Raw genomic sequence first — 17,333 nt, forward strand, 5'->3', positions numbered from 1 at the left:
CCCGCTTCGTCAGGGTTTGACGAAGCAGATCGTCGCGCTTTTGAACTTCGAAGTCCCGTAGCTGGCGTAGGAGATGACTTCAGCCGTGCCTTCCTGGCACGGACTGTTCACCACGCTTATCTGCGGGAAGACTTCGCTGATCCTCAGTCGCGCCGAGCCGCAGTCCTTCAGCGGCGGCGGGGTCTTGCTCGCGATGTCGTCGAAGCACAATCCGACCTTGGCGTTGATCGCCAGGCACAGGGCCACGCCCTCCCCGCGCAGCGGCGTCGGGACGGCGTACTTGTAGAAGCCCTCTTTGCAGTCCCAATCGCCCTTGTTCTTGCCGGTGAGGCTCACCGCGTACGGAGCTTGAGGCGAATCGCATGGCGTCTTGACCGCGTCGGCCTCCTTGCCGGATCCGGTCAGCACGACGCAGTCGCCCTCGGTCAGCTTCCCCGCCTGCTTCTCCGGGCCGGAGACCGCCTTCATGACGAAGATCAGGCCGAGCCCGCCGCCGACCACGACGAGCGCGGCGACCAGCAGCAGCACCTTCACCTTGGTGGACAAGCCCTTCTTCTTGGGCGGCTGCTGTGGCCGGCCTTGCTGCTGTTGGGGCCACTGCTGCTGCGGCCATTGCTGGTGAGGGGCGTTCTGGGGCGGGAAAGGAGCCCCCGGGTTCTCCGACATGGCCGTCAGAGTGCCACAAGTGAGACATGCTGTCTTGAAGTGTCACATTTCTTGGCCGTTCCGGGGAATCAACGCGCACTTCACCGTGGTCACGGCAGAATCCAGGTCGAGGCTTGGCGTACTCTCGCGTCGGCCAACCTGATCTCAGCCCCGGGGAATGATGACCGAGCAGCCGAACGCGAATCCGCAGCAGCCTGGTGAACCGGCGGGCGATCGGCTGGCGCCGCGCCCGCTGGCCCGGCCCGCCGTCGATCCGGCGCAGGCGGCCACGTTCGGCAGGCCGCGCGGCGTCGACGGCGCCTTCGACAGGGTGTACCAGCCCGGTTCGAACGGTCAGGCCGCGTCGAACCTGAACCTGGCGCCGCCGACACCGGAATCGCTCGCCGAGGCCTTCCGCCGCCCGCCGGGCGCCGAAGGTGTCGTGCTTGAGCGGCCGCACGGGACCAACGGATCCGAACCGGCCGCGGACAGCGCCGACGGTCCGCTCTGGACCACGACCTCGGACCCGTGGCGCGATCCCGGCTCCGGCGCGGTGCTCGCCGGACCCGCCGTGCAGCAGGACTCGGACGAGGAGAAGGACGCGAAGCGCCCGCAAGGTGCGCTGCTGAGCCTTCCCGAGGTTCTCTTCGGGCGGCGTGTGCAGACGAAGGCGCTGGCGATGCTCGCCGCCGTCGCGCTGGTCATCGGTGCGGCGGGCGGGCTGATCGGCTGGTGGTTCGCCGACACCGGCACCGAACTGACCGGTCAGGCCAGTATCTCCGAGGCCGACGCGGCCAAGGAGCGTCCGGCGGGCTCGATCGCGGACATCGCCCACCGGGTGGCGCCCGCGGTGGTCTCGCTCGAAGTGTTCAAGCCCGGCGCGGACGCCGGTCAGCAGGGCTCCGGCGTCGTCATCGACAACCAGGGCTACGTGCTCACCAACGAGCACGTGATCTCCGCCGCGACGACCGACTCGGCCACCAAGGTCACCGCCGTGTTCTTCGACGGCAAGCGCGTCGAGGCGAAGGTCGTCGGCGCTGACGCCAAGACCGACCTGGCCGTGGTCAAGGTCGACGTCAAGAACCTGACCGCGCTCCAGGTCGGGAAGTCGGCCGACCTCGCCGTCGGCGACTCGGTGATCGCCGTCGGCTCGCCGCTGGCGCTGCAGAACTCGGTCACCGCCGGCATCGTGAGCGCGCTCAACCGCCCGGTGACCGCGGGCGGCGACGGCGGCAGCGCACCGGTCATCTACGAGGCCATCCAGACCGACGCCGCGATCAACCACGGCAACTCGGGCGGCGCGCTCGTCGACGCGACCGGCGCGCTGGTCGGGATCAACTCGGCGATCCGCTCGTCCAGCGCGGAGGGCGGCAGCATCGGCATCGGCTTCGCCATCCCCAGTGACTACGCGGTGAAGATCGCGAAAACACTGATCAAGGACGGCAAGGTCGTCCACCCCGACATCGGCATCAACGCTTCGTCCACCGTCGCGGGCTCCAGCACCATGGGCGCGCAGGTGCGCAACGTCGCCCCCGGCGGCCCCGCCGCGTCGGCCGGGATCAAGGAAGGCGACGTGATCACCGAAGTCGCAGGTCGGCTCGTGCGCGACTCGGCGGAACTGCTCGTCGCGGTCCGCGCGCGCGAAGTCGGCGAAGTGGTCCCTGTCCGCCTTGTCCGGGATGGGTCTTCACTGATGGTGGACGTGAAACTGGCCTCGGACTAGCGAGTCCGTGCGGGTACCCTGAACGGGAAGACGCCGAGGCGGAGGTTCACACGGGTGTTCGAGAGTGTCGGCTGGGGAGAGATCCTCATCATCGTCGTCGCGGGTCTTTTCATCCTCGGTCCGGAAAGGCTGCCCGAAGCGGCGGCCTGGGTCGCGAAGAGCGTCCGCAAGGTCCGCGACTTCGCGACCGGGGCCAAGACGCAACTGCGCGAGGAGATGGGCCCGGAGTTCGACCAGCTGCGCAAGCCGCTGGAGGACCTGCGAGGCCTGCGGAACTTCGACCCGAAGCGGGTCGTGACCCAGCACCTGTTCGACGGTGACACGGATCCGCTGGGGCTCAACAACGTCAACGGCACCAATGGTGCCAACGGTTCCAATGGCGCGAACGGTGCCAACGGGACGTCGAAGCCCAACGGCTACCCGGCGACGGCTTCGCAGCCCGAGCCGCTGAAGCCGGGTGAACGTCCCCCGATCGACCCTGACGCCACCTGACCCAGGCTTTCGACCTCATGCATTTAGTCCTCTGAATGCGATCCTTGCGCGTGCAAGTACCGCATCCAGAGGACTAAATGCATGAGGAGGGGGCGGGGTCAGCGGCCCGCAGGGGTGACGTTCAGCATCATCCCGGCCAGCCCGCGCGCCCGGACGGTCAGCTTCTTCGCCGCCTCCTTGAGCACCAGCGACGCCGGGGCGTCCGGCTCGGCCAGCACGATCGGCGTGCCCGAGTCGCCGTTGGAGACCACGCGCGGGTCCATCGGGACCTGCCCGAGCAGCGGCACGGTCGAGCCGACCGACTTCGACAGCGAGTCCGCCACGGACTGCCCGCCACCGGCGCCGAAGATCTCCATCTTCTGCCCGTCGGGCGTCTCCAGCCACGACATGTTCTCGATGACCCCCGCGACCCGCTGCCGCGTCTGCAGCGCGATCGCGCCCGCGCGCTCGGCCACCTCGGCGGCCGCCTGCTGTGGGGTGGTGACGACCAGGATCTCCGCGTTCGGGATGAGCTGCGCCACCGAGATCGCGATGTCACCGGTGCCCGGCGGCAGGTCCAGCAGCAGGATGTCGAGGTCGCCCCAGAACACGTCGGCGAGGAACTGCTGCAGCGCGCGGTGCAGCATCGGCCCGCGCCACACCACGGGGGTGTTGCCCGGGGTGAACATGCCGATCGAGATGACCTTCACGCCGTGCGCCTGCGGCGGCATGATCATGGTGTCGACCTTGGTCGGCTTCTCCCGCGTGCCGAGCATCCGCGGCACCGAGTGCCCGTAGATGTCCGCGTCGACCACGCCGACGGAAAGTCCGCGTTCGGCCATCGCGGCCGCGAGGTTCACCGTCACCGACGATTTGCCGACGCCGCCCTTGCCCGACGCGACGCAGTAGACGCGCGTCAGCGAGCCGGGCTGAGCGAACGGGATCACCGGCTCCGCGGCGTCACCGCGCAGGGATTTTCGCAGCTCGGTGCGCTGCTCGTCGCTCATCACGTCGAGCTCGACCCGGACGTCGCTGACGCCGGGGAGCTTCTTGACGGCTTCGGTGGTGTCGTTGGTCAGCGTCGCCTTCAGCGGGCAGCCGGCGACCGTCAGGTAGATCCCGACGACGACCACACCGTCCGAGCCGACCTCCACGTCCTTGACCATGCCGAGTTCGGTGATCGGTTTCTTGATCTCCGGGTCGTACACGGCCTTCAGCGCGGTGCGGACATCGTCGACGCTGGGGAGTTGCTGCGTACTGGTCACAGCGTCCATGTTACGTACCGGTAGGCGTGCGGTCGGGTTTGGCCTTGCGCGGCTTGACGTCAAGATCCTCTCGGAGCCTGTCGAGCTCACCCCGCAGGAAGTCCCGCGTGGCGACCTCGCCGAGCGCGATCCGCAGCGACGCCAGCTCCCGCGCGAGGTATTCGGTGTCCGCCTTCGTCTGCGCGGCGCGGTTCCGGTCTTCGTCCAGCGAGACGCGGTCGCGGTCGTCCTGCCGGTTTTGCGCCAGCAGGATGAGCGGCGCGGCGTACGCGGCCTGCGTCGAGAACGCCAGGTTCAGCAGGATGAACGGGTACGGGTCCCACTGCAGCGAGACCGCGACCAGGTTCAGCACGATCCAGACGATGACGATCAGCGTCTGCCAGAACAGGTACTTGCCGGTGCCGAGGAACCGCGCGATCCGTTCGGTGAACCGGCCGAACGAGTCTGGGTCGATGTTCAGCCTGAACCGGCTCTGGCCGCGGGGCTGGTCGAGCCGCCGCCCGGATGTCAGTTCAGGCACGTTCGGCCTCCTCGGTGTCTTCGGTGATCTCGCCGGTGATGTCGTGCAGGCCGGTTTCGCGCCAGTCCTCCGGGAGCAGGTGGTCGAGCACGTCGTCGACGGTGACCGCGCCGAGCAGGTGGTCCTCGGTGTCCACCACCGGCCCGCAGGTGAGGTTGTAGGCGGCGAAATAGCGGGTGACCTCGGACAAGGTGGCGTTCGGCCGCAGTGCTGGCAACTGCGAGTCGACGGCGCTCGCCACCATCTCCGCGGGCGGTTCTCGCAGCAGCCGCTGGAAGTGGACGACGCCGACGAAGCGCCCTGTCGGCGTCTCCGTCGGCGGACGGCAGACGAACACCATGCTCGCCAGCGCCACCGGGAGGTCCGCGTTGCGGATGTGCGCGAGCGCCTCCGCGATCGTGGCGTCCGGCGTCAGCACCACCGGCTCGGGCGTCATCAGACCGCCCGCGGTGTCGGAGGAGTACTCCAGCAGCCGTTTCACCGGCGCCGACTCCTCGGGTTCCATCAGCTCCAGGAACCGGTTCTGCTCGGCGGGCGCCAGCTCGGCCAGCAGGTCGGCGGCGTCGTCGGGGTCCATCGCCTCGAGGATGTCGGCGGCCCGTTCCTCGGCGAGGTAGGACAGCAGTTCCTTCTGGTCGTCCTCGGGCAGTTCCTCGATGACGTCGGCGAGGTGCTCGTCGTCCATCGCGTCGGCGACTTCGTGCCGCCGCTTCAGCGGCAGGTCACGGACCGTGGCGGCGACGTCGGCCGGGCGCATGGTGTCGAACAGCATCAGCAGCTGCGCCGCGCCCTGGGTCTGGCCGGTCAGGTCGGTGAGCCCGAGCCCGGACACCTCCGACCAGGGCAGCACCTGCATCGCCGACCGGCGCCTGCCGAGGCCGAGCCTGCTCGACCGTTCGCGGATCGCGAGTTTCGCGAGCACCCAGTCCCGTGTCCGCGTCGGCTCCATGCCGGCGTCGACGACGGTGACCCGGGTGTCGGAACCCGCGAGCGTGGCGTACGCGTCGAACAGCTGCCCGACCACCAGCACCTCGTTGGGCCGCTGATGGAAGCGCCGCATGTTCACCGATCCGGTGGCGAGCGTGACCGCGCTGGGCTCGATCGACGTCACGCGCAACATCGGCACGAACACGCGGCGCCTCGTCGTCAGCTCGACCACGATGCCCAGGATCCGCGGCGGTTGCTGGTCGAGGCGCAGGCCCGCGACCAGGTCGCGGACCTTGCCGATCGATTCGCCATCGGGTCCGAAAACCGGCAAACCGGCCAGCTGAGCTGCGAATACCCTGTTCACGGCTGCCATGCCCGAAGGCTATCGGCTCCCGGGGCCCGAGACGATTCGTGTGATCACCGCAATGCCCACGCGGCGATTTCGGGGACGGCGGCGTAGGCCGGGTCTTCGGCGAGGCTCTCGCGTGAGGCACCCTCGGCGAGGTCCTCGTACAACCAGGCCCAGTTCTGCACCGCGCGCACGAGTGTCCACGCCCGCGCGCGTTCGGCGTCGACTCCGGCGGCGGCGCTGAACCACTCGATCTTGTCGTCCATTGTGGACTCTTTCGCGCGGTTCCAGAGAATCGAGATCGCGCCGAACTCCAGGTCACCCGAAAGCGGCTTCGGGTCGATCACCAGCCACGGCTCGCGTTCGCCGGCGAGGACGTTCTCGAAGTGCAGGTCCTCGTTCACCATCAGCTCACCGGCTTCCGGACCGAGGTTCACGCAGATCTCCACGGCCGCGTCGATGTACTTGCGCTCGAACGGCTCGCCCAGTTCACTCCAGGTCTCCGGCAGTTCGGTGACCAGCTCCGCGGCTTCCTCGCGAAGAGATCGCTGCAACGCCGAGGGAGCGGGGACGGCCAGCCGCCGAGCCAGCGCGCCGACCGTCTCGACGGCCTGCCGGATCGGCTCGGTTTCGAGCGACCGGGTGGCGTCGAGCCGCTCCAGGAGCAGCACACCGTCCTCGGCCACGTTGTCGTACATCAAGACCGCGCCCTGACCGGCCCAAGTGGACAGTGCGAGCGGTTCGTCGTCGGATTCCTCGTGCGGCCAGCCGAGTTTGAGGATCGCGGGGGAGCCGTCCGCGCGGCGCACGGGCTGGGCGACGCCGACGAAGCCGTGCATGGCCTCGCCGTCGTACTCGAGTTGCCACTTGGCGGTGTACTTCTCGGCGAGGAACGGGAGGGAGTCGAGCCATTCGGCGGCTCCGGGGCCGAGCTCGGCGGCGCGGTCGAGGAACTTGGGCGGGATCTTGAAACCGGTCACGGATCCACCTTGGCAGGCCTGTCCACCGTGTTTCGCCCGTGACCCGCCGGGCGTACCGTGAACAGGGAGAACAACCCTGGGAGCAGCCATGGTGGTGGAGATTCTCAGTGCGGTCGCCGTCGCGGGCGGTGCTTGGGTCGCGGCCAGCCTTCGCGTGGTGAAGCAGTACGAACGCGGTCTCGTGTTCCGGTTCGGGCGGGTGCGCCCGGCCATCCGGCAGCCGGGGCTCGCGCTGCTGATGCCGTTCGCGGACAGGCTGCAGAAGGTCAACATGCAGATCGTCACGATGCCGATCCCCGCGCAGGACGGCATCACCCGCGACAACGTCACCGTGCGGGTGGACGCGGTCGTGTACTTCAAGGTGATCGACCCGGTGCTGGCCGCGGTCAACGTGCAGGACTACCGATCTGCCGTCGGCCAGGTCGCGCAGACCTCGCTGCGGTCCATCATCGGCAAGAGCGACCTGGACGATCTGCTGTCCAACCGAGAACGGCTCAACGAGGGCCTGGAGCTGATGATCGACAGCCCGGCGCTGGACTGGGGCATTCACATCGACCGGGTCGAGATCAAGGACGTCGCGCTGCCGGAGTCGATGAAACGCTCGATGTCACGCCAGGCCGAAGCCGAACGCGAACGGCGGGCGCGGGTCATCTCGGCCGACGGTGAACTGCAGGCGTCGTACAAACTCTCGCAGGCGGCCGCGACCATGGCCGACACCCCGGCGGCGTTGCAGCTGCGGCTGCTGGAGACGGTCGTGCAGGTGTCGGCGGAGAAGAACTCGACGCTGGTCCTGCCGTTCCCGGTGGAGCTGCTGCGCTTCCTCGACGCGAACACGCCGAAGAAGGAAGAGAAGCCCGCGAACAACGGCCAGGTCGCGCCGGCACCTCGGGAACCGGACGACGCGGGTCAAGCCTCGTGAGTGGTAAGGACGGTTAGAGCCGATCGTGTCTTGAGTACCTACCGTCCGGCGGGTTTCGCGTGACCGCACGGACGACACACGTGACTGGGTGGACGGCTCGCGTGATCAGACGGACGACACGCGGCGCCAGCCCGAAAGTGAGGCAGAGGTGTCGTGCTCGACCTTGGGGAAAGAGAGGTCGTGAGTGGTAAAGCCGGTTAGAACCAGCCCTGCCACTCACGAGCCCCAGCGCTAATCGAGCTCCCCGTTGACACCCAGGATGATCAACGTCCCGAAGAACCCGACGTACAGCGCGAGCACGATGTACCCGATGACCACGGCCGCGAGTGCCATGCCGCGTCCGCCCGCCTCGCCGCGGTTCGCCTTCGCCAGCCCGATGTGCCCCAGGATCAGCCCGACGATCACGGTCACGCACGAGCAGATCCCGACGAGCGAACAGACCAGCCCGGCGATCGCCATCCCGTTGTCCTGCGACCGCGGCGCCGCGGTCGCCGCGTACGGGTTGTACGGCTGGACATAAGGCTGCGACGGGTACGCGACAGGCATGGGCGCGGGCGTGTACACCGGAGGAGCCGAAGCGTCCGGAGCCGCGAAGGACGGCGGAACGGGCTCGGCGGTCAGCGGGTCGATGGCCTGCCCGTACGTCTCTTCCGGGACAGGGACGGAAGACGGCTCAGGGACGGAAAGAGTCTCGCCCGAAGGAACCTGGAACGGCGCCGGCGGCTCGAACGGCGGAGGCGGTGTGAACGGCGCCGGCGGCTGGAACTGCTGCGGTTCCGACGGCGACGGGTTCGACACCGGTTCGGACGGCGAGGACGCCGAAGTCGGGTCCGAGAAAGTGTTCGAGTCGGTGTAGGACGACGTCGACGGTGTGTCCTGCGAGTCGGAACTGCTCATCCGGTTGGCCCCCTGGTTCGTGCGGGACACCACCGTATCCCCGGACGGCTCACGCGACGCCCGCGGCACCGATCGCGAGCACCACGAAAACGAACCACAGGATGATCGGGATCAGCCACAGGGCGGTGATCACGTAACCGATGATCATCCCGGCCTGTGCCATGCCCTGGCCGCCCGCTTCACCGCGTTTGGCCTTCCCGAGCGCGATGTGCCCGAAGATGATCCCGAGGATCGCCGGGAAGCACATGACCAGCCCGATCAGCGAGCACACCAGCGACGCCACCGCCATGCCCTGATCCGGCGGCCGCACGTAGGCCTGCTGGACGTAGAACTGCTGCTGAGGCTGATACGGCTGGAGACCGTACGGCTGCTGGAACTGCCCGGACGGCTGTTGCTGCCCATACGGGTCGTGCGGGTTGGTCATTGAGTTCCCCCTCGAAGGCGGCTTCGGACCGTAGTCGTCAGCGGAATGCCCCGTGTTTCGCGGCCACGTTCAGCAGGACCGGGATCGCGATGGCGTACAGGATGATGATCAGGTAGCCGACGATGAACGCGGCCAGTGCCATGCCCTTGCCACCCGCTTCGCCGCGCCGGGCCTTGGCGAAGGCGACATGGCCCAGGACGATCCCCGGGATCACGGACACCAGTCCGATCAGCCCGAAGAGTGAAAAGATCAGGGCGGCGGTCGCCAGGCCGGAGTCCTTGCTCCGGGCCGGAGCCTGGTTGGGAAAGCCGTACTGCTGTTGCGGTGGGAATCCACCAAAGGGCTGCTGAGCCACGTTTCGTCCCCCTCGGACTGTGATCGGCTTGTCACTGTAGTGCCAGGGTCACGGATGGCGTACGCGTGACTGCGCTCATAGCGAGGTCCCCGGTCAGGCGTCATACTCACCGGTAACCCAGCGCCGGGAGCCCGGTGCGCGCGAATTTAGGGAGCAGCGATGGCTCGCCTCGCCCAGACCGCCGGCTTGACCGACGTGCAGTCCGAAATCCTGGCCACGGTCCGCCAGTTCGTGGACAAGGAGGTCATCCCGCGCGCGCAGGAGCTCGAGCACTCCGACACCTACCCCGCCGACATCGTCGACGGGATGAAGGAGATGGGCCTGTTCGGGCTCACCATCCCGGAGGAATACGGCGGCCTCGGCGAATCGCTGCTGACCTACGCGCTCGTGGTCGAGGAGATCGCGCGCGGCTGGATGAGCGTCTCCGGCGTCATCAACACGCATTTCATCGTGGCGCACATGATCTCTCGTCACGGGACGCCGGAGCAGAAGCAGCACTTCCTGCCCCGCATGGCGACCGGCGAGGTGCGCGGCTCCTTCTCGATGTCCGAGCCGGACCTCGGTTCCGACGTCGCCGCGATCAAGACCCGCGCCCGCAAGACCGACGACGGTTACGTCATCGACGGCTCCAAGATGTGGCTGACCAACGGCGGCAGCTCCAACCTGATCGCGCTGCTCGTCAAGACCGACGAGGGCGCCGAGAAGGCCCACCAGAACCTGACCACGTTCCTGGTCGAGAAGCCCGAGGGCTTCGGCGAGGTCGCGCCCGGCCTCACCATCCCCGGCAAGATCGACAAGATGGGCTACAAGGGCGTCGACACCACCGAGGCCGTTTTCGACGGTTACGAGATCGGTGCCGACAAGGTCCTCGGCGAGGCGCCGGGCAAGGGTTTCGCCTACATGATGGACGGTGTCGAGGTCGGCCGGGTCAACGTCGCCGCGCGCGCCTGCGGCATCGCGATCCGCGCGTTCGAGCTGGCGGTGGAGTACGCCCAGCAGCGCAAGACCTTCGGCAAGGCGATCGCCGAACACCAGGCGGTGGCGTTCAAGCTCGCCGAGATGGCCACCAAGGTCGAGGCCGCGCACCTGATGATGGTCAACGCCGCCCGCCTCAAGGACTCGGGCGAGCGCAACGACGTCGAGGCGGGCATGGCGAAGCTGATCGCCAGCGAGTACTGCGCCGAGGTCACCCAGGACTCGTTCCGCATCCACGGCGGCTACGGCTACTCCAAGGAGTACGAGATCGAGCGCCTGATGCGCGAGGCGCCGTTCCTGCTCATCGGCGAGGGCACCAGCGAGATCCAGAAGACCATCATCAGCCGCGGTCTGCTCCGCGAGTACAAGTCCCGCTCCTGAACGTTCGCGCCTTTCGCCCGTCCTTGAGAAGATGGACCGGGACGGGCGAGAGGTGATTACGTGAGTGCTCCCTTTGGCGGAGGCGGCCGGGCCGCGGGCGGGCTGCCCAGGCTGCCGACCCCGCCTTCCGGCTGGCCGATCGGCTCCTACGCGACGTACGGCGAGGCGCAGCACGCCGTCGACTTTCTCGCGGAGAAGGAATTCGGGGTCGCCGACGTGACCATCGTCGGAGTCGACCTGATGCTCGTGGAACGCATCCTCGGCAGGTTGAGCTGGGGCCGCGTGCTGGGCACCGGAGCGGTGTCGGGCGCGTGGTTCGGCCTGATCATCGGGCTGCTGCTGGGGATGTTCAACAATCAGGGGTTCGCCTGGCAGCCCATGATCGGCGGGCTCGTGCTCGGCATCCTGGCGTGGACGGTCTTCGCGGCGATCAGCTACAGCATGTCGCGCCGCGACTTCTCCTCCGCGAGCCAACTGGTCGCCGGCCGGTACGACGTGCTCTGTCAGCCGCGTTCGGCCGAACAGGGCCGTGAGCTCCTGGCCCAGCTGGCGTTGGGCGGCCGCCCCGCCGGATGACATTCGGCGGTACTGGTTCACCTGTTCGTCGTGCGGTCCGCTGAATCGTTACCGATACTGCTTGCGGGCGGTGATCGCCCGGAATAGGTTGCACAACACCAGTCGGGCGGTCATGTACTCCAGCGTGTCCGCCCGAGCACTAGCACGTCGGGGTGCTGGCGCGCGGGCTTCTTCAACGCGTCCTAGTGCCGCCGTTCCCCAGGCGTGCGCGGGTGAGGAGGCCTCATGGGGAAGAGGATGAGCGCGAGCCGAAGGGGCCGCTCACCAGGCCGCACCGGCTCGCTACTCGGCGCGACAGCGCTGACGGTCGGCCTGCTGGCGGGCTGCGGTTCGGATGCCGGCCTGAAGATCAACGTCTATTACGCGCCCGAAGACAATTTCCAGTCCGTTGTGGACGATTGCACCAAGGCCTCGGGCGGGCGGTACGAGGTCGTCTACAACAAGCTCCCGCGACCGGCCGACGGCCAGCGGGAACAGATGGTGCGCCGCCTGGCCGCCGGCGACGACTCGCTCGACGTCCTGGGGCTGGACGTCACGTGGGTGTCCGAGTTCGCCGAGGCGGGCTGGGTCGACGAATGGACGGGTGAGGCCAAAGCCGAGGCGACCGCGGGCGTCCTGCCCGGGCCGCTCGAAACCGCCACGTGGAACGGAAAGCTCTACGCGGCGACCAAGAACACCAACGTCCAGCTGCTCTGGTACGACGACAGGCTGACCCCGACGCCGCCGAAGACCTGGGACGAGATGATCCAGCAGGCCCAGGCGCTCAAGGCACAGGGCAAACCGGCGAACGTCGTGTTCACCGGCGCGCAGTACGAAGGCCTCGTCGTCATCTACAACACGCTCGTCGAGTCGGCGGGCGGCAAGATCCTCTCCGACGACGGCAAGTCCGTGGTGATGGACGAGGGCGCGATCAAGGCGCTGGAGATGCTCAAGAAGGTCACCACGGCCGGGATCACCGACCCGTCGCTGACCAACTCCAAGGAGGACGAGGTCCGCCAGGCCTTCCAGCGTGGCAACGCCGCCTTCGAACTGAACTGGCCGTTCGTCTACGCCTCCTACGCCAAGGAGAAGAAGGCCGAACTCCAGCACTTCAAGTGGACCACCTACCCGCGGCTGGACGCGGACAAGCCCGCCAAGACCACGATCGGTGGCTACAACCTGGCGGTCAGTTCGACGTCGAAGCACAAGGCCGAGGCCTATGAGGCCGCGTTGTGCCTGCGCAACGAGAAGAACCAGAAGTTCTCCGCGCTCAAGGACGGTGTCCCGCCGACGCTCGAATCGCTCTACACCGACACGGTCCCCCTCGACGCGACGGCCGGCGTGAGCGACGACAACCCGAGCATGGACACGAAATACCCGATGCGGGAAACGATTCTGGACGCGCTCAAGGACGCCGCGGTGCGCCCGCTGACGCCCGCGTACCAGAACGCGTCGACAGTGTTGTCGAAGGTGCTTTCCCCGCCCTCCGAAATCGATCCGCAGAAGACGGCGGAGAAGCTGAAGGAACAGCTCGCCGACGCGCTCCAGTCGAAGGGAGTGATCCCGTGACCGTGCAGGAAACCGCCGGTTCGGCGACCGAGAGCAAGCCGGGCAAGAAGGCGAAACCCGTTCTCAGTGAAGGCAAGAAGGCCGAGCGCAGACTCGGTCTGTGGCTGTGTGCCCCGGCCGCGTTCGTGATGATCGCCGTCACCGGGTACCCGATCATCTACTCGATCTGGCTTTCGCTGCAACGCTACGACCTCCGATTCCCGGCGCAGCAGGAGTTCGTCGGCCTCGAGAACTACGTTTCGGTGCTGTCCAACGGCTACTGGTGGACGGCGTTCGGGACGACGATGGGGTTGACCATCGTCTCGGTGGTGATCGAGTTCGTCCTGGGCATGGGCCTGGCGCTGATCATGCACCGGACGCTCGTCGGACGGGGCCTCGTGCGGACGGTCGCCCTGATCCCGTACGGCATCGTGACGGTGGTCGCGGCGTTTTCCTGGTACTACGCCTGGACGCCGGACACGGGCTACCTGGCCAACCTGTTCTTCCCGGACGCCGCGCCGCTGACCGAGTACTGGCCGTCGCTGGCGATCATCGTGCTCGCCGAAGTGTGGAAGACGACGCCGTTCATGGCGCTGCTGCTCATGGCGGGGCTGGCGCTGGTGCCGGACGACCTGCTGAAGGCCGCGGCGATGGACGGCGCGACGGCGTGGCAGCGGTTCACCAAGGTGATGCTGCCGGTGATGAAGCCGGCGATCCTGGTGGCGCTGCTGTTCCGCACCCTGGACGCGTTCCGCATCTTCGACAACATCTTCGTGCTCACCAACGGGGCACAGGACACGTCGTCGGTGTCGATGCAGACCTACAACAACCTGGTCAAGGGGTTGAACCTCGGGATCGGGTCGACGATGGCGGTGCTGATCTTCATCACGGTGGCGATCATCGCCTTCATCTTCATCAAGGTGTTCGGCACGGCCGCGCCCGGCAGTGACAATGGGGGTAAGCGCTGATGGCCATCGGTGGAGCGGTCACTCCCGGCCGCAAGGTCAAATGGGGCCTCGTCGACGTCCTGGTCCTGGTGTTCGCGCTGTTCCCGGTGCTCTGGGTGGTCTCGCTTTCGTTCAAGACCAAGGAAACCCTGAACGACGGCAGCTTCATCCCGACGGAATGGACCTGGCAGAACTACGCGGACATCTTCGAGACCACCGAGTTCATCCGCGCGCTGGTGAACTCGATCGGGATCGCGATCATCGCGACGGTGATCGCGGTCGTCCTCGGCACGATGGCGGCGTACGCGATCGCGCGGCTGGACTTCCCCGGCAAGCAGGTGCTGGTCGGGATGTCGCTGCTGATCGCGATGTTCCCGCAGGTGTCGCTGGTGACACCGCTGTTCAACATCGAACGTGAGCTGGGGTTGTTCGACACCTGGCCGGGGCTGATCCTGCCCTACATCACGTTCGCGCTGCCGCTGTCGATCTACACGCTTTCCGCGTTCTTCCGGGAAATCCCGTGGGAGCTGGAAAAAGCGGCGAAGATGGACGGCGCGACCCCGGCGCAGGCGTTCCGGAAGGTGATCGCGCCCCTGGCGGCACCGGGGGTGTTCACCACCGCGATCCTGGTGTTCATCTTCTGCTGGAACGACTTCCTGTTCGCGATCTCGCTGACCTCGACCGAGGCCTCGCGCACGGTCCCGGCGGCGCTGTCGTTCTTCACCGGGTCGTCGCAGTTCGAAGACCCGACCGGGACGATCTCCGCGGCCGCCGTGGTGATCACCGTCCCGATCATCCTGTTCGTGTTGTTCTTCCAGCGTCGCATCGTGGCGGGGCTGACGTCCGGTGCGGTGAAGGGCTGACCCATGGCTGAAATCGTTCTCGAAAAAGTGTCCAAGAAGTACCCGGACGGCGCCCTCGCGGTGTCCGAAGTGGACATCACGATCGCCGACGGCGAGTTCATCATCCTGGTCGGCCCGTCCGGCTGCGGCAAGTCCACGACGCTGAACATGGTGGCGGGCCTGGAGGACATCTCCTCGGGCGAACTGCGTATCGACGGCCAGCGCGTCAACGAGAAGGCACCGAAGGACCGTGACATCGCGATGGTGTTCCAGTCCTACGCCCTGTACCCGCACATGAGCGTGCGGGAGAACATGGCGTTCCCGTTGCGGCTGGCCAAGGTCGACGACCGGATCGTTCGGTCCAAGGTCGAGGAGGCCGCGCAGATCCTCGATCTGACCGGGCATCTGGACCGCAAACCGGCGAACCTGTCCGGCGGGCAGCGGCAGCGCGTCGCGATGGGGCGCGCGATCGTCCGCAACCCCAAGGCGTTCCTGATGGACGAACCACTGTCCAACTTGGACGCGAAGCTCCGCGGCCAGATGCGGACCTCGGTGTCGAAGATCCAGAAGCAGCTGGGCACGACGACGCTCTACGTCACGCACGACCAGACCGAGGCGATGACCCTCGGCGACCGGGTCGTCGTGCTCCGGGCGGGCTACGTGCAGCAGATCGGGTCGCCGCAGTTCCTCTACGACAACCCGGCGAACCTGTTCGTGGCCGGGTTCATCGGCAGCCCGTCGATGAACTTCGTGCCCGCCACGCTGGAGAACGGCACCGCCCGCAGCGCGCTGGGCGACATCCCGCTCACCGACCGGGTGCGGCAGCTGGTCGAGGCCGCCGACGCGCCGCGTGAGGTCATCGTCGGCATCCGGCCGGAGCATTTCGAGGACGCCGCGCTGGTGGACGCGTCCGCTCGCGAAGGCGGCGCGACGTTCACCGCCCACGTGGACGTCCTCGAATCGATGGGTTCCGAGAAGTTCGCGCACTTCTCGGTCGAAGGTGAGGCCGCGTCGTCGTCCGACCTCGCGGATCTCGCCGCCGACAGCGGATCCTCGGACGTCCCGGGCTCGGAGTCACAGATCGTGGCCCGGCTCTCGGCGGCGTCTTCGGCCGCGGAAAACCAGAACATCGAGCTCTGGTTCGACGCGGACAAGATCAAGCTGTTCGACGGGGCCAGTGGCAAGAACCTGACCTACACCGAGTGAGGCGCGCTCGTCCTGCCCGGGATCAGTACTCGCTCTCGGGCAGGGCGAGCCACAGCACGAGGTACACGATGAACTGCGGGCCGGGCAGCAGGCAGGACAGCACCGCGAGCAGGCGGACCTTGCCCGGTGTGGTGCCGAAACGTTTGGCGATCCCGGCGCAGACGCCGCCGATCATGCGGCCCTGTCGCGGTCGGGTCAGGCGGGCGGCTACGGGGTGGCTCACGGTTCTTCCCTCTCGGTCGTCACGTTGTGTGAAACCCATTTTCGTCGCCCGACGGCGAGACCGCATCCCACCGCGGAACGAAACGCACCCCTAAGGGCGTGAAATCGCGGTAAAGCATTCACCTGGGAAAACGCGGCGGACCCTGTGTTCTTCGCCCGTAGGGGGTGGTGTTCCGGGATCTTTTGACGATACTGCTCCGGTGCCCCCGAAGAGACTGATCGCAGGACTCTGTGGCCTGTTCCTCGCCTCGGCCTGTGCCACGCCGGAACCGGCGACGCCCCCGTCACCGACCACGGCGGGCGACGAGGCCCTGACGGCGTCCGAGGCGCTCGGCGAGTACCCGTCACTCGACTATTGCAGCCTTGTCGACCAGCGAAAAGTGATCGGCGGCGGAAACGCGGTCAAACCACCCTTGAGTTCTTTCGACTCCTGCCGGCTGGAATTCGTCGAGGGCGCCAATCGCTACACCGTGACCACCGGTCCGATCACTTCCGGGCAGGACCCGAACAACCGGCCCTACGAATACGCCGGGCCGCTGCCGGAGGGCGTCAGCGTCCAGCAGTCGACGTTCAACGAGGAAACCACCTGCACCCGGCTGCTGACCTTCGCCGACGGGATCCGGCTGGCCATCGCCGTCACCTCCGACGACAAGGCCCCGGCCGACCAGCTCGACCGCTGCCGGGTCGCCGACGCGGCGGTGGGCGGCGCGGCGGAGGTGATCACCGCGCGCAAGGTCGGGCGGCTGAATCTCGACCAGCGCTCCTGGGGCCGCGTCGCTCCGTGCGCGCCGCTCGATCAGCACGAACTCGACGCCGCCGCCGGCCCGGAGACCAAACCCGCCCCGGCGCTGTCCGGGCACAACTGCATCCGCGGCAAGGTCAGCTTCTCGCTGTCGGTGGTGGCGGACACCACGCCGGGCGCGACGGAGGCCCTGGGCGGGCGGCAGGTCCAGGTGACGACGTCGGGCGCGTTCTGCCAGGTGACCACGCACCGCCCGATCCCGGGCACCCCGGACCGGGTCGAACAGGCGACGCTCTCGGTGGTCGGCGTCGACGGCGCGCCGGAGGACGCCACGTGCACGGCGGCGCGGGAAGTCGCGGTGGCCGTCTTCCCAAAGCTCCCCTGAGCCCTCCACCCCGCGTTTAGTCCTCTGGATGCGTTCCTTGCGCACGCAACTACCG

19 protein-coding genes are annotated in these 17,333 nt (G+C 67.6%); 10 read left to right on the top strand and 9 right to left on the bottom strand.

Annotation, left to right across the window (positions count from 1 at the left end):
- Window positions 1–9: 9 nt before the first annotated feature.
- Window positions 10–666 carry an LppU/SCO3897 family protein gene (locus ACFWMR_RS29275; protein ID WP_378380712.1) on the bottom strand — a complete coding sequence of 219 codons (657 nt, stop codon included), beginning with the start codon at window positions 664–666 and terminating at the stop codon, window positions 10–12.
- 160 nt (window positions 667–826) lie between these two features.
- Here ACFWMR_RS29275 and ACFWMR_RS29280 point away from each other — a divergent pair, with 160 nt between their 5' ends.
- Together ACFWMR_RS29280 and tatB are read left to right on the top strand one after the other, a co-directional pair.
- Entirely contained in the window at window positions 827–2,368 is a 1,542-nt protein-coding gene (locus tag ACFWMR_RS29280; protein WP_378380713.1) for a trypsin-like peptidase domain-containing protein, read from the top strand.
- Between the two features lie 54 nt (window positions 2,369–2,422).
- Window positions 2,423–2,860 carry a Sec-independent protein translocase protein TatB gene (gene tatB, locus ACFWMR_RS29285; protein WP_378380714.1) on the top strand — a complete coding sequence of 146 codons (438 nt, stop codon included), beginning with the start codon at window positions 2,423–2,425 and terminating at the stop codon, window positions 2,858–2,860.
- Between the two features lie 98 nt (window positions 2,861–2,958).
- Here tatB and ACFWMR_RS29290 read toward each other — a convergent pair whose 3' ends face one another.
- From ACFWMR_RS29290 to ACFWMR_RS29305, 4 genes are read right to left on the bottom strand one after another with little or no spacing between them, the layout of a single operon-like run.
- Window positions 2,959–4,104 (bottom strand): Mrp/NBP35 family ATP-binding protein, encoded by a 1,146-nt coding sequence (locus tag ACFWMR_RS29290; protein WP_167406076.1) that lies wholly within the window; start codon window positions 4,102–4,104, stop codon window positions 2,959–2,961.
- A gap of 10 nt (window positions 4,105–4,114) precedes the next feature.
- Entirely contained in the window at window positions 4,115–4,624 is a 510-nt protein-coding gene (locus tag ACFWMR_RS29295) for a DUF1003 domain-containing protein (protein ID WP_093933745.1), read from the bottom strand.
- On the bottom strand, window positions 4,617–5,924 hold the full coding sequence (locus tag ACFWMR_RS29300; protein ID WP_378380715.1) for a magnesium transporter MgtE N-terminal domain-containing protein: 1,308 nt from the start codon (window positions 5,922–5,924) through the stop codon (window positions 4,617–4,619). Before ACFWMR_RS29300 ends, ACFWMR_RS29295 begins: the two co-directional genes overlap by 8 nt.
- Before the next feature lie 44 nt (window positions 5,925–5,968).
- The gene (locus tag ACFWMR_RS29305; RefSeq protein WP_378277782.1) at window positions 5,969–6,880 is read right to left on the bottom strand and encodes an aminoglycoside phosphotransferase family protein; all 912 of its coding nucleotides are present in this window, start codon (window positions 6,878–6,880) and stop codon (window positions 5,969–5,971) included.
- 88 nt (window positions 6,881–6,968) lie between these two features.
- Here ACFWMR_RS29305 and ACFWMR_RS29310 point away from each other — a divergent pair, with 88 nt between their 5' ends.
- Complete coding sequence (locus ACFWMR_RS29310) at window positions 6,969–7,799, top strand: slipin family protein (protein ID WP_093933748.1); 831 nt, start codon at window positions 6,969–6,971, stop codon at window positions 7,797–7,799.
- A 231-nt stretch (window positions 7,800–8,030) separates the two neighbouring features.
- Here ACFWMR_RS29310 and ACFWMR_RS29315 read toward each other — a convergent pair whose 3' ends face one another.
- Genes ACFWMR_RS29315 through ACFWMR_RS29325 form a run of 3 tightly spaced genes read right to left on the bottom strand, consistent with a single transcriptional unit; the run spans window position 8,031 to window position 9,475 of the window.
- Complete coding sequence (locus ACFWMR_RS29315; protein ID WP_378380716.1) at window positions 8,031–8,696, bottom strand: DUF4190 domain-containing protein; 666 nt, start codon at window positions 8,694–8,696, stop codon at window positions 8,031–8,033.
- A gap of 49 nt (window positions 8,697–8,745) precedes the next feature.
- Window positions 8,746–9,120 carry a DUF4190 domain-containing protein gene (locus ACFWMR_RS29320; RefSeq protein ID WP_378380717.1) on the bottom strand — a complete coding sequence of 125 codons (375 nt, stop codon included), beginning with the start codon at window positions 9,118–9,120 and terminating at the stop codon, window positions 8,746–8,748.
- 37 nt (window positions 9,121–9,157) lie between these two features.
- The gene (locus ACFWMR_RS29325; protein WP_093933750.1) at window positions 9,158–9,475 is read right to left on the bottom strand and encodes a DUF4190 domain-containing protein; all 318 of its coding nucleotides are present in this window, start codon (window positions 9,473–9,475) and stop codon (window positions 9,158–9,160) included.
- A 159-nt stretch (window positions 9,476–9,634) separates the two neighbouring features.
- Between ACFWMR_RS29325 and ACFWMR_RS29330 the strand changes: the two genes are divergently transcribed.
- The 6 genes from ACFWMR_RS29330 to ACFWMR_RS29355 all read left to right on the top strand — a co-directional run bounded on the left by ACFWMR_RS29330 (window position 9,635) and on the right by ACFWMR_RS29355 (window position 15,929).
- Window positions 9,635–10,831 (top strand): acyl-CoA dehydrogenase family protein, encoded by a 1,197-nt coding sequence (locus ACFWMR_RS29330; protein WP_378274624.1) that lies wholly within the window; start codon window positions 9,635–9,637, stop codon window positions 10,829–10,831.
- Between the two features lie 60 nt (window positions 10,832–10,891).
- Window positions 10,892–11,407 carry a general stress protein gene (locus tag ACFWMR_RS29335; protein WP_005155368.1) on the top strand — a complete coding sequence of 172 codons (516 nt, stop codon included), beginning with the start codon at window positions 10,892–10,894 and terminating at the stop codon, window positions 11,405–11,407.
- A gap of 225 nt (window positions 11,408–11,632) precedes the next feature.
- A complete protein-coding gene (locus ACFWMR_RS29340) occupies window positions 11,633–12,955 on the top strand; it encodes an ABC transporter substrate-binding protein (RefSeq protein ID WP_378380718.1) in 1,323 nt (440 codons plus the stop codon).
- Window positions 12,952–13,902 carry a carbohydrate ABC transporter permease gene (locus tag ACFWMR_RS29345; protein WP_378274627.1) on the top strand — a complete coding sequence of 317 codons (951 nt, stop codon included), beginning with the start codon at window positions 12,952–12,954 and terminating at the stop codon, window positions 13,900–13,902. The genes ACFWMR_RS29340 and ACFWMR_RS29345 overlap by 4 nt, the downstream gene beginning before the upstream one ends.
- Window positions 13,902–14,744 (top strand): carbohydrate ABC transporter permease, encoded by an 843-nt coding sequence (locus ACFWMR_RS29350; RefSeq protein WP_378380719.1) that lies wholly within the window; start codon window positions 13,902–13,904, stop codon window positions 14,742–14,744. Before ACFWMR_RS29345 ends, ACFWMR_RS29350 begins: the two co-directional genes overlap by 1 nt.
- 3 nt (window positions 14,745–14,747) lie before the next feature.
- Window positions 14,748–15,929 carry an ABC transporter ATP-binding protein gene (locus ACFWMR_RS29355; RefSeq protein ID WP_378274630.1) on the top strand — a complete coding sequence of 394 codons (1,182 nt, stop codon included), beginning with the start codon at window positions 14,748–14,750 and terminating at the stop codon, window positions 15,927–15,929.
- A 22-nt stretch (window positions 15,930–15,951) separates the two neighbouring features.
- On the opposite strand, the gene ACFWMR_RS29360 is transcribed toward ACFWMR_RS29355, so the two are convergent.
- On the bottom strand, window positions 15,952–16,152 hold the full coding sequence (locus tag ACFWMR_RS29360; protein WP_005155361.1) for a PspC domain-containing protein: 201 nt from the start codon (window positions 16,150–16,152) through the stop codon (window positions 15,952–15,954).
- Between the two features lie 199 nt (window positions 16,153–16,351).
- On the opposite strand from ACFWMR_RS29360, the gene ACFWMR_RS29365 reads away from it, so the two are divergent.
- Window positions 16,352–17,278 carry a hypothetical protein gene (locus ACFWMR_RS29365; protein ID WP_093933756.1) on the top strand — a complete coding sequence of 309 codons (927 nt, stop codon included), beginning with the start codon at window positions 16,352–16,354 and terminating at the stop codon, window positions 17,276–17,278.
- Window positions 17,279–17,333: the final 55 nt, after the last annotated feature.

Source organism: Amycolatopsis thailandensis (assembly GCF_042723255.1).
GTDB classification, from domain to species: Bacteria; Actinomycetota; Actinomycetes; order Mycobacteriales; family Pseudonocardiaceae; genus Amycolatopsis; species Amycolatopsis thailandensis.

What these genes read in the sequence shown, in the direction of transcription:
- ACFWMR_RS29275 (WP_378380712.1), bottom strand. Translation starts at nt 666, where the DNA reads ATGTCGGAGAACCCGGGGGCTCCTTTCCCGCCCCAGAACGCCCCTCAC.
- ACFWMR_RS29300 (WP_378380715.1), bottom strand. Translation starts at nt 5,924, where the DNA reads ATGGCAGCCGTGAACAGGGTATTCGCAGCTCAGCTGGCCGGTTTGCCG.
- ACFWMR_RS29330 (WP_378274624.1), top strand. Translation starts at nt 9,635, where the DNA reads ATGGCTCGCCTCGCCCAGACCGCCGGCTTGACCGACGTGCAGTCCGAA.
- ACFWMR_RS29355 (WP_378274630.1), top strand. Translation starts at nt 14,748, where the DNA reads ATGGCTGAAATCGTTCTCGAAAAAGTGTCCAAGAAGTACCCGGACGGC.
- ACFWMR_RS29280 (WP_378380713.1), top strand. Translation starts at nt 827, where the DNA reads ATGACCGAGCAGCCGAACGCGAATCCGCAGCAGCCTGGTGAACCGGCG.
- ACFWMR_RS29315 (WP_378380716.1), bottom strand. Translation starts at nt 8,696, where the DNA reads ATGAGCAGTTCCGACTCGCAGGACACACCGTCGACGTCGTCCTACACC.
- ACFWMR_RS29340 (WP_378380718.1), top strand. Translation starts at nt 11,633, where the DNA reads ATGGGGAAGAGGATGAGCGCGAGCCGAAGGGGCCGCTCACCAGGCCGC.
- ACFWMR_RS29350 (WP_378380719.1), top strand. Translation starts at nt 13,902, where the DNA reads ATGGCCATCGGTGGAGCGGTCACTCCCGGCCGCAAGGTCAAATGGGGC.
- ACFWMR_RS29320 (WP_378380717.1), bottom strand. Translation starts at nt 9,120, where the DNA reads ATGACCAACCCGCACGACCCGTATGGGCAGCAACAGCCGTCCGGGCAG.
- ACFWMR_RS29310 (WP_093933748.1), top strand. Translation starts at nt 6,969, where the DNA reads ATGGTGGTGGAGATTCTCAGTGCGGTCGCCGTCGCGGGCGGTGCTTGG.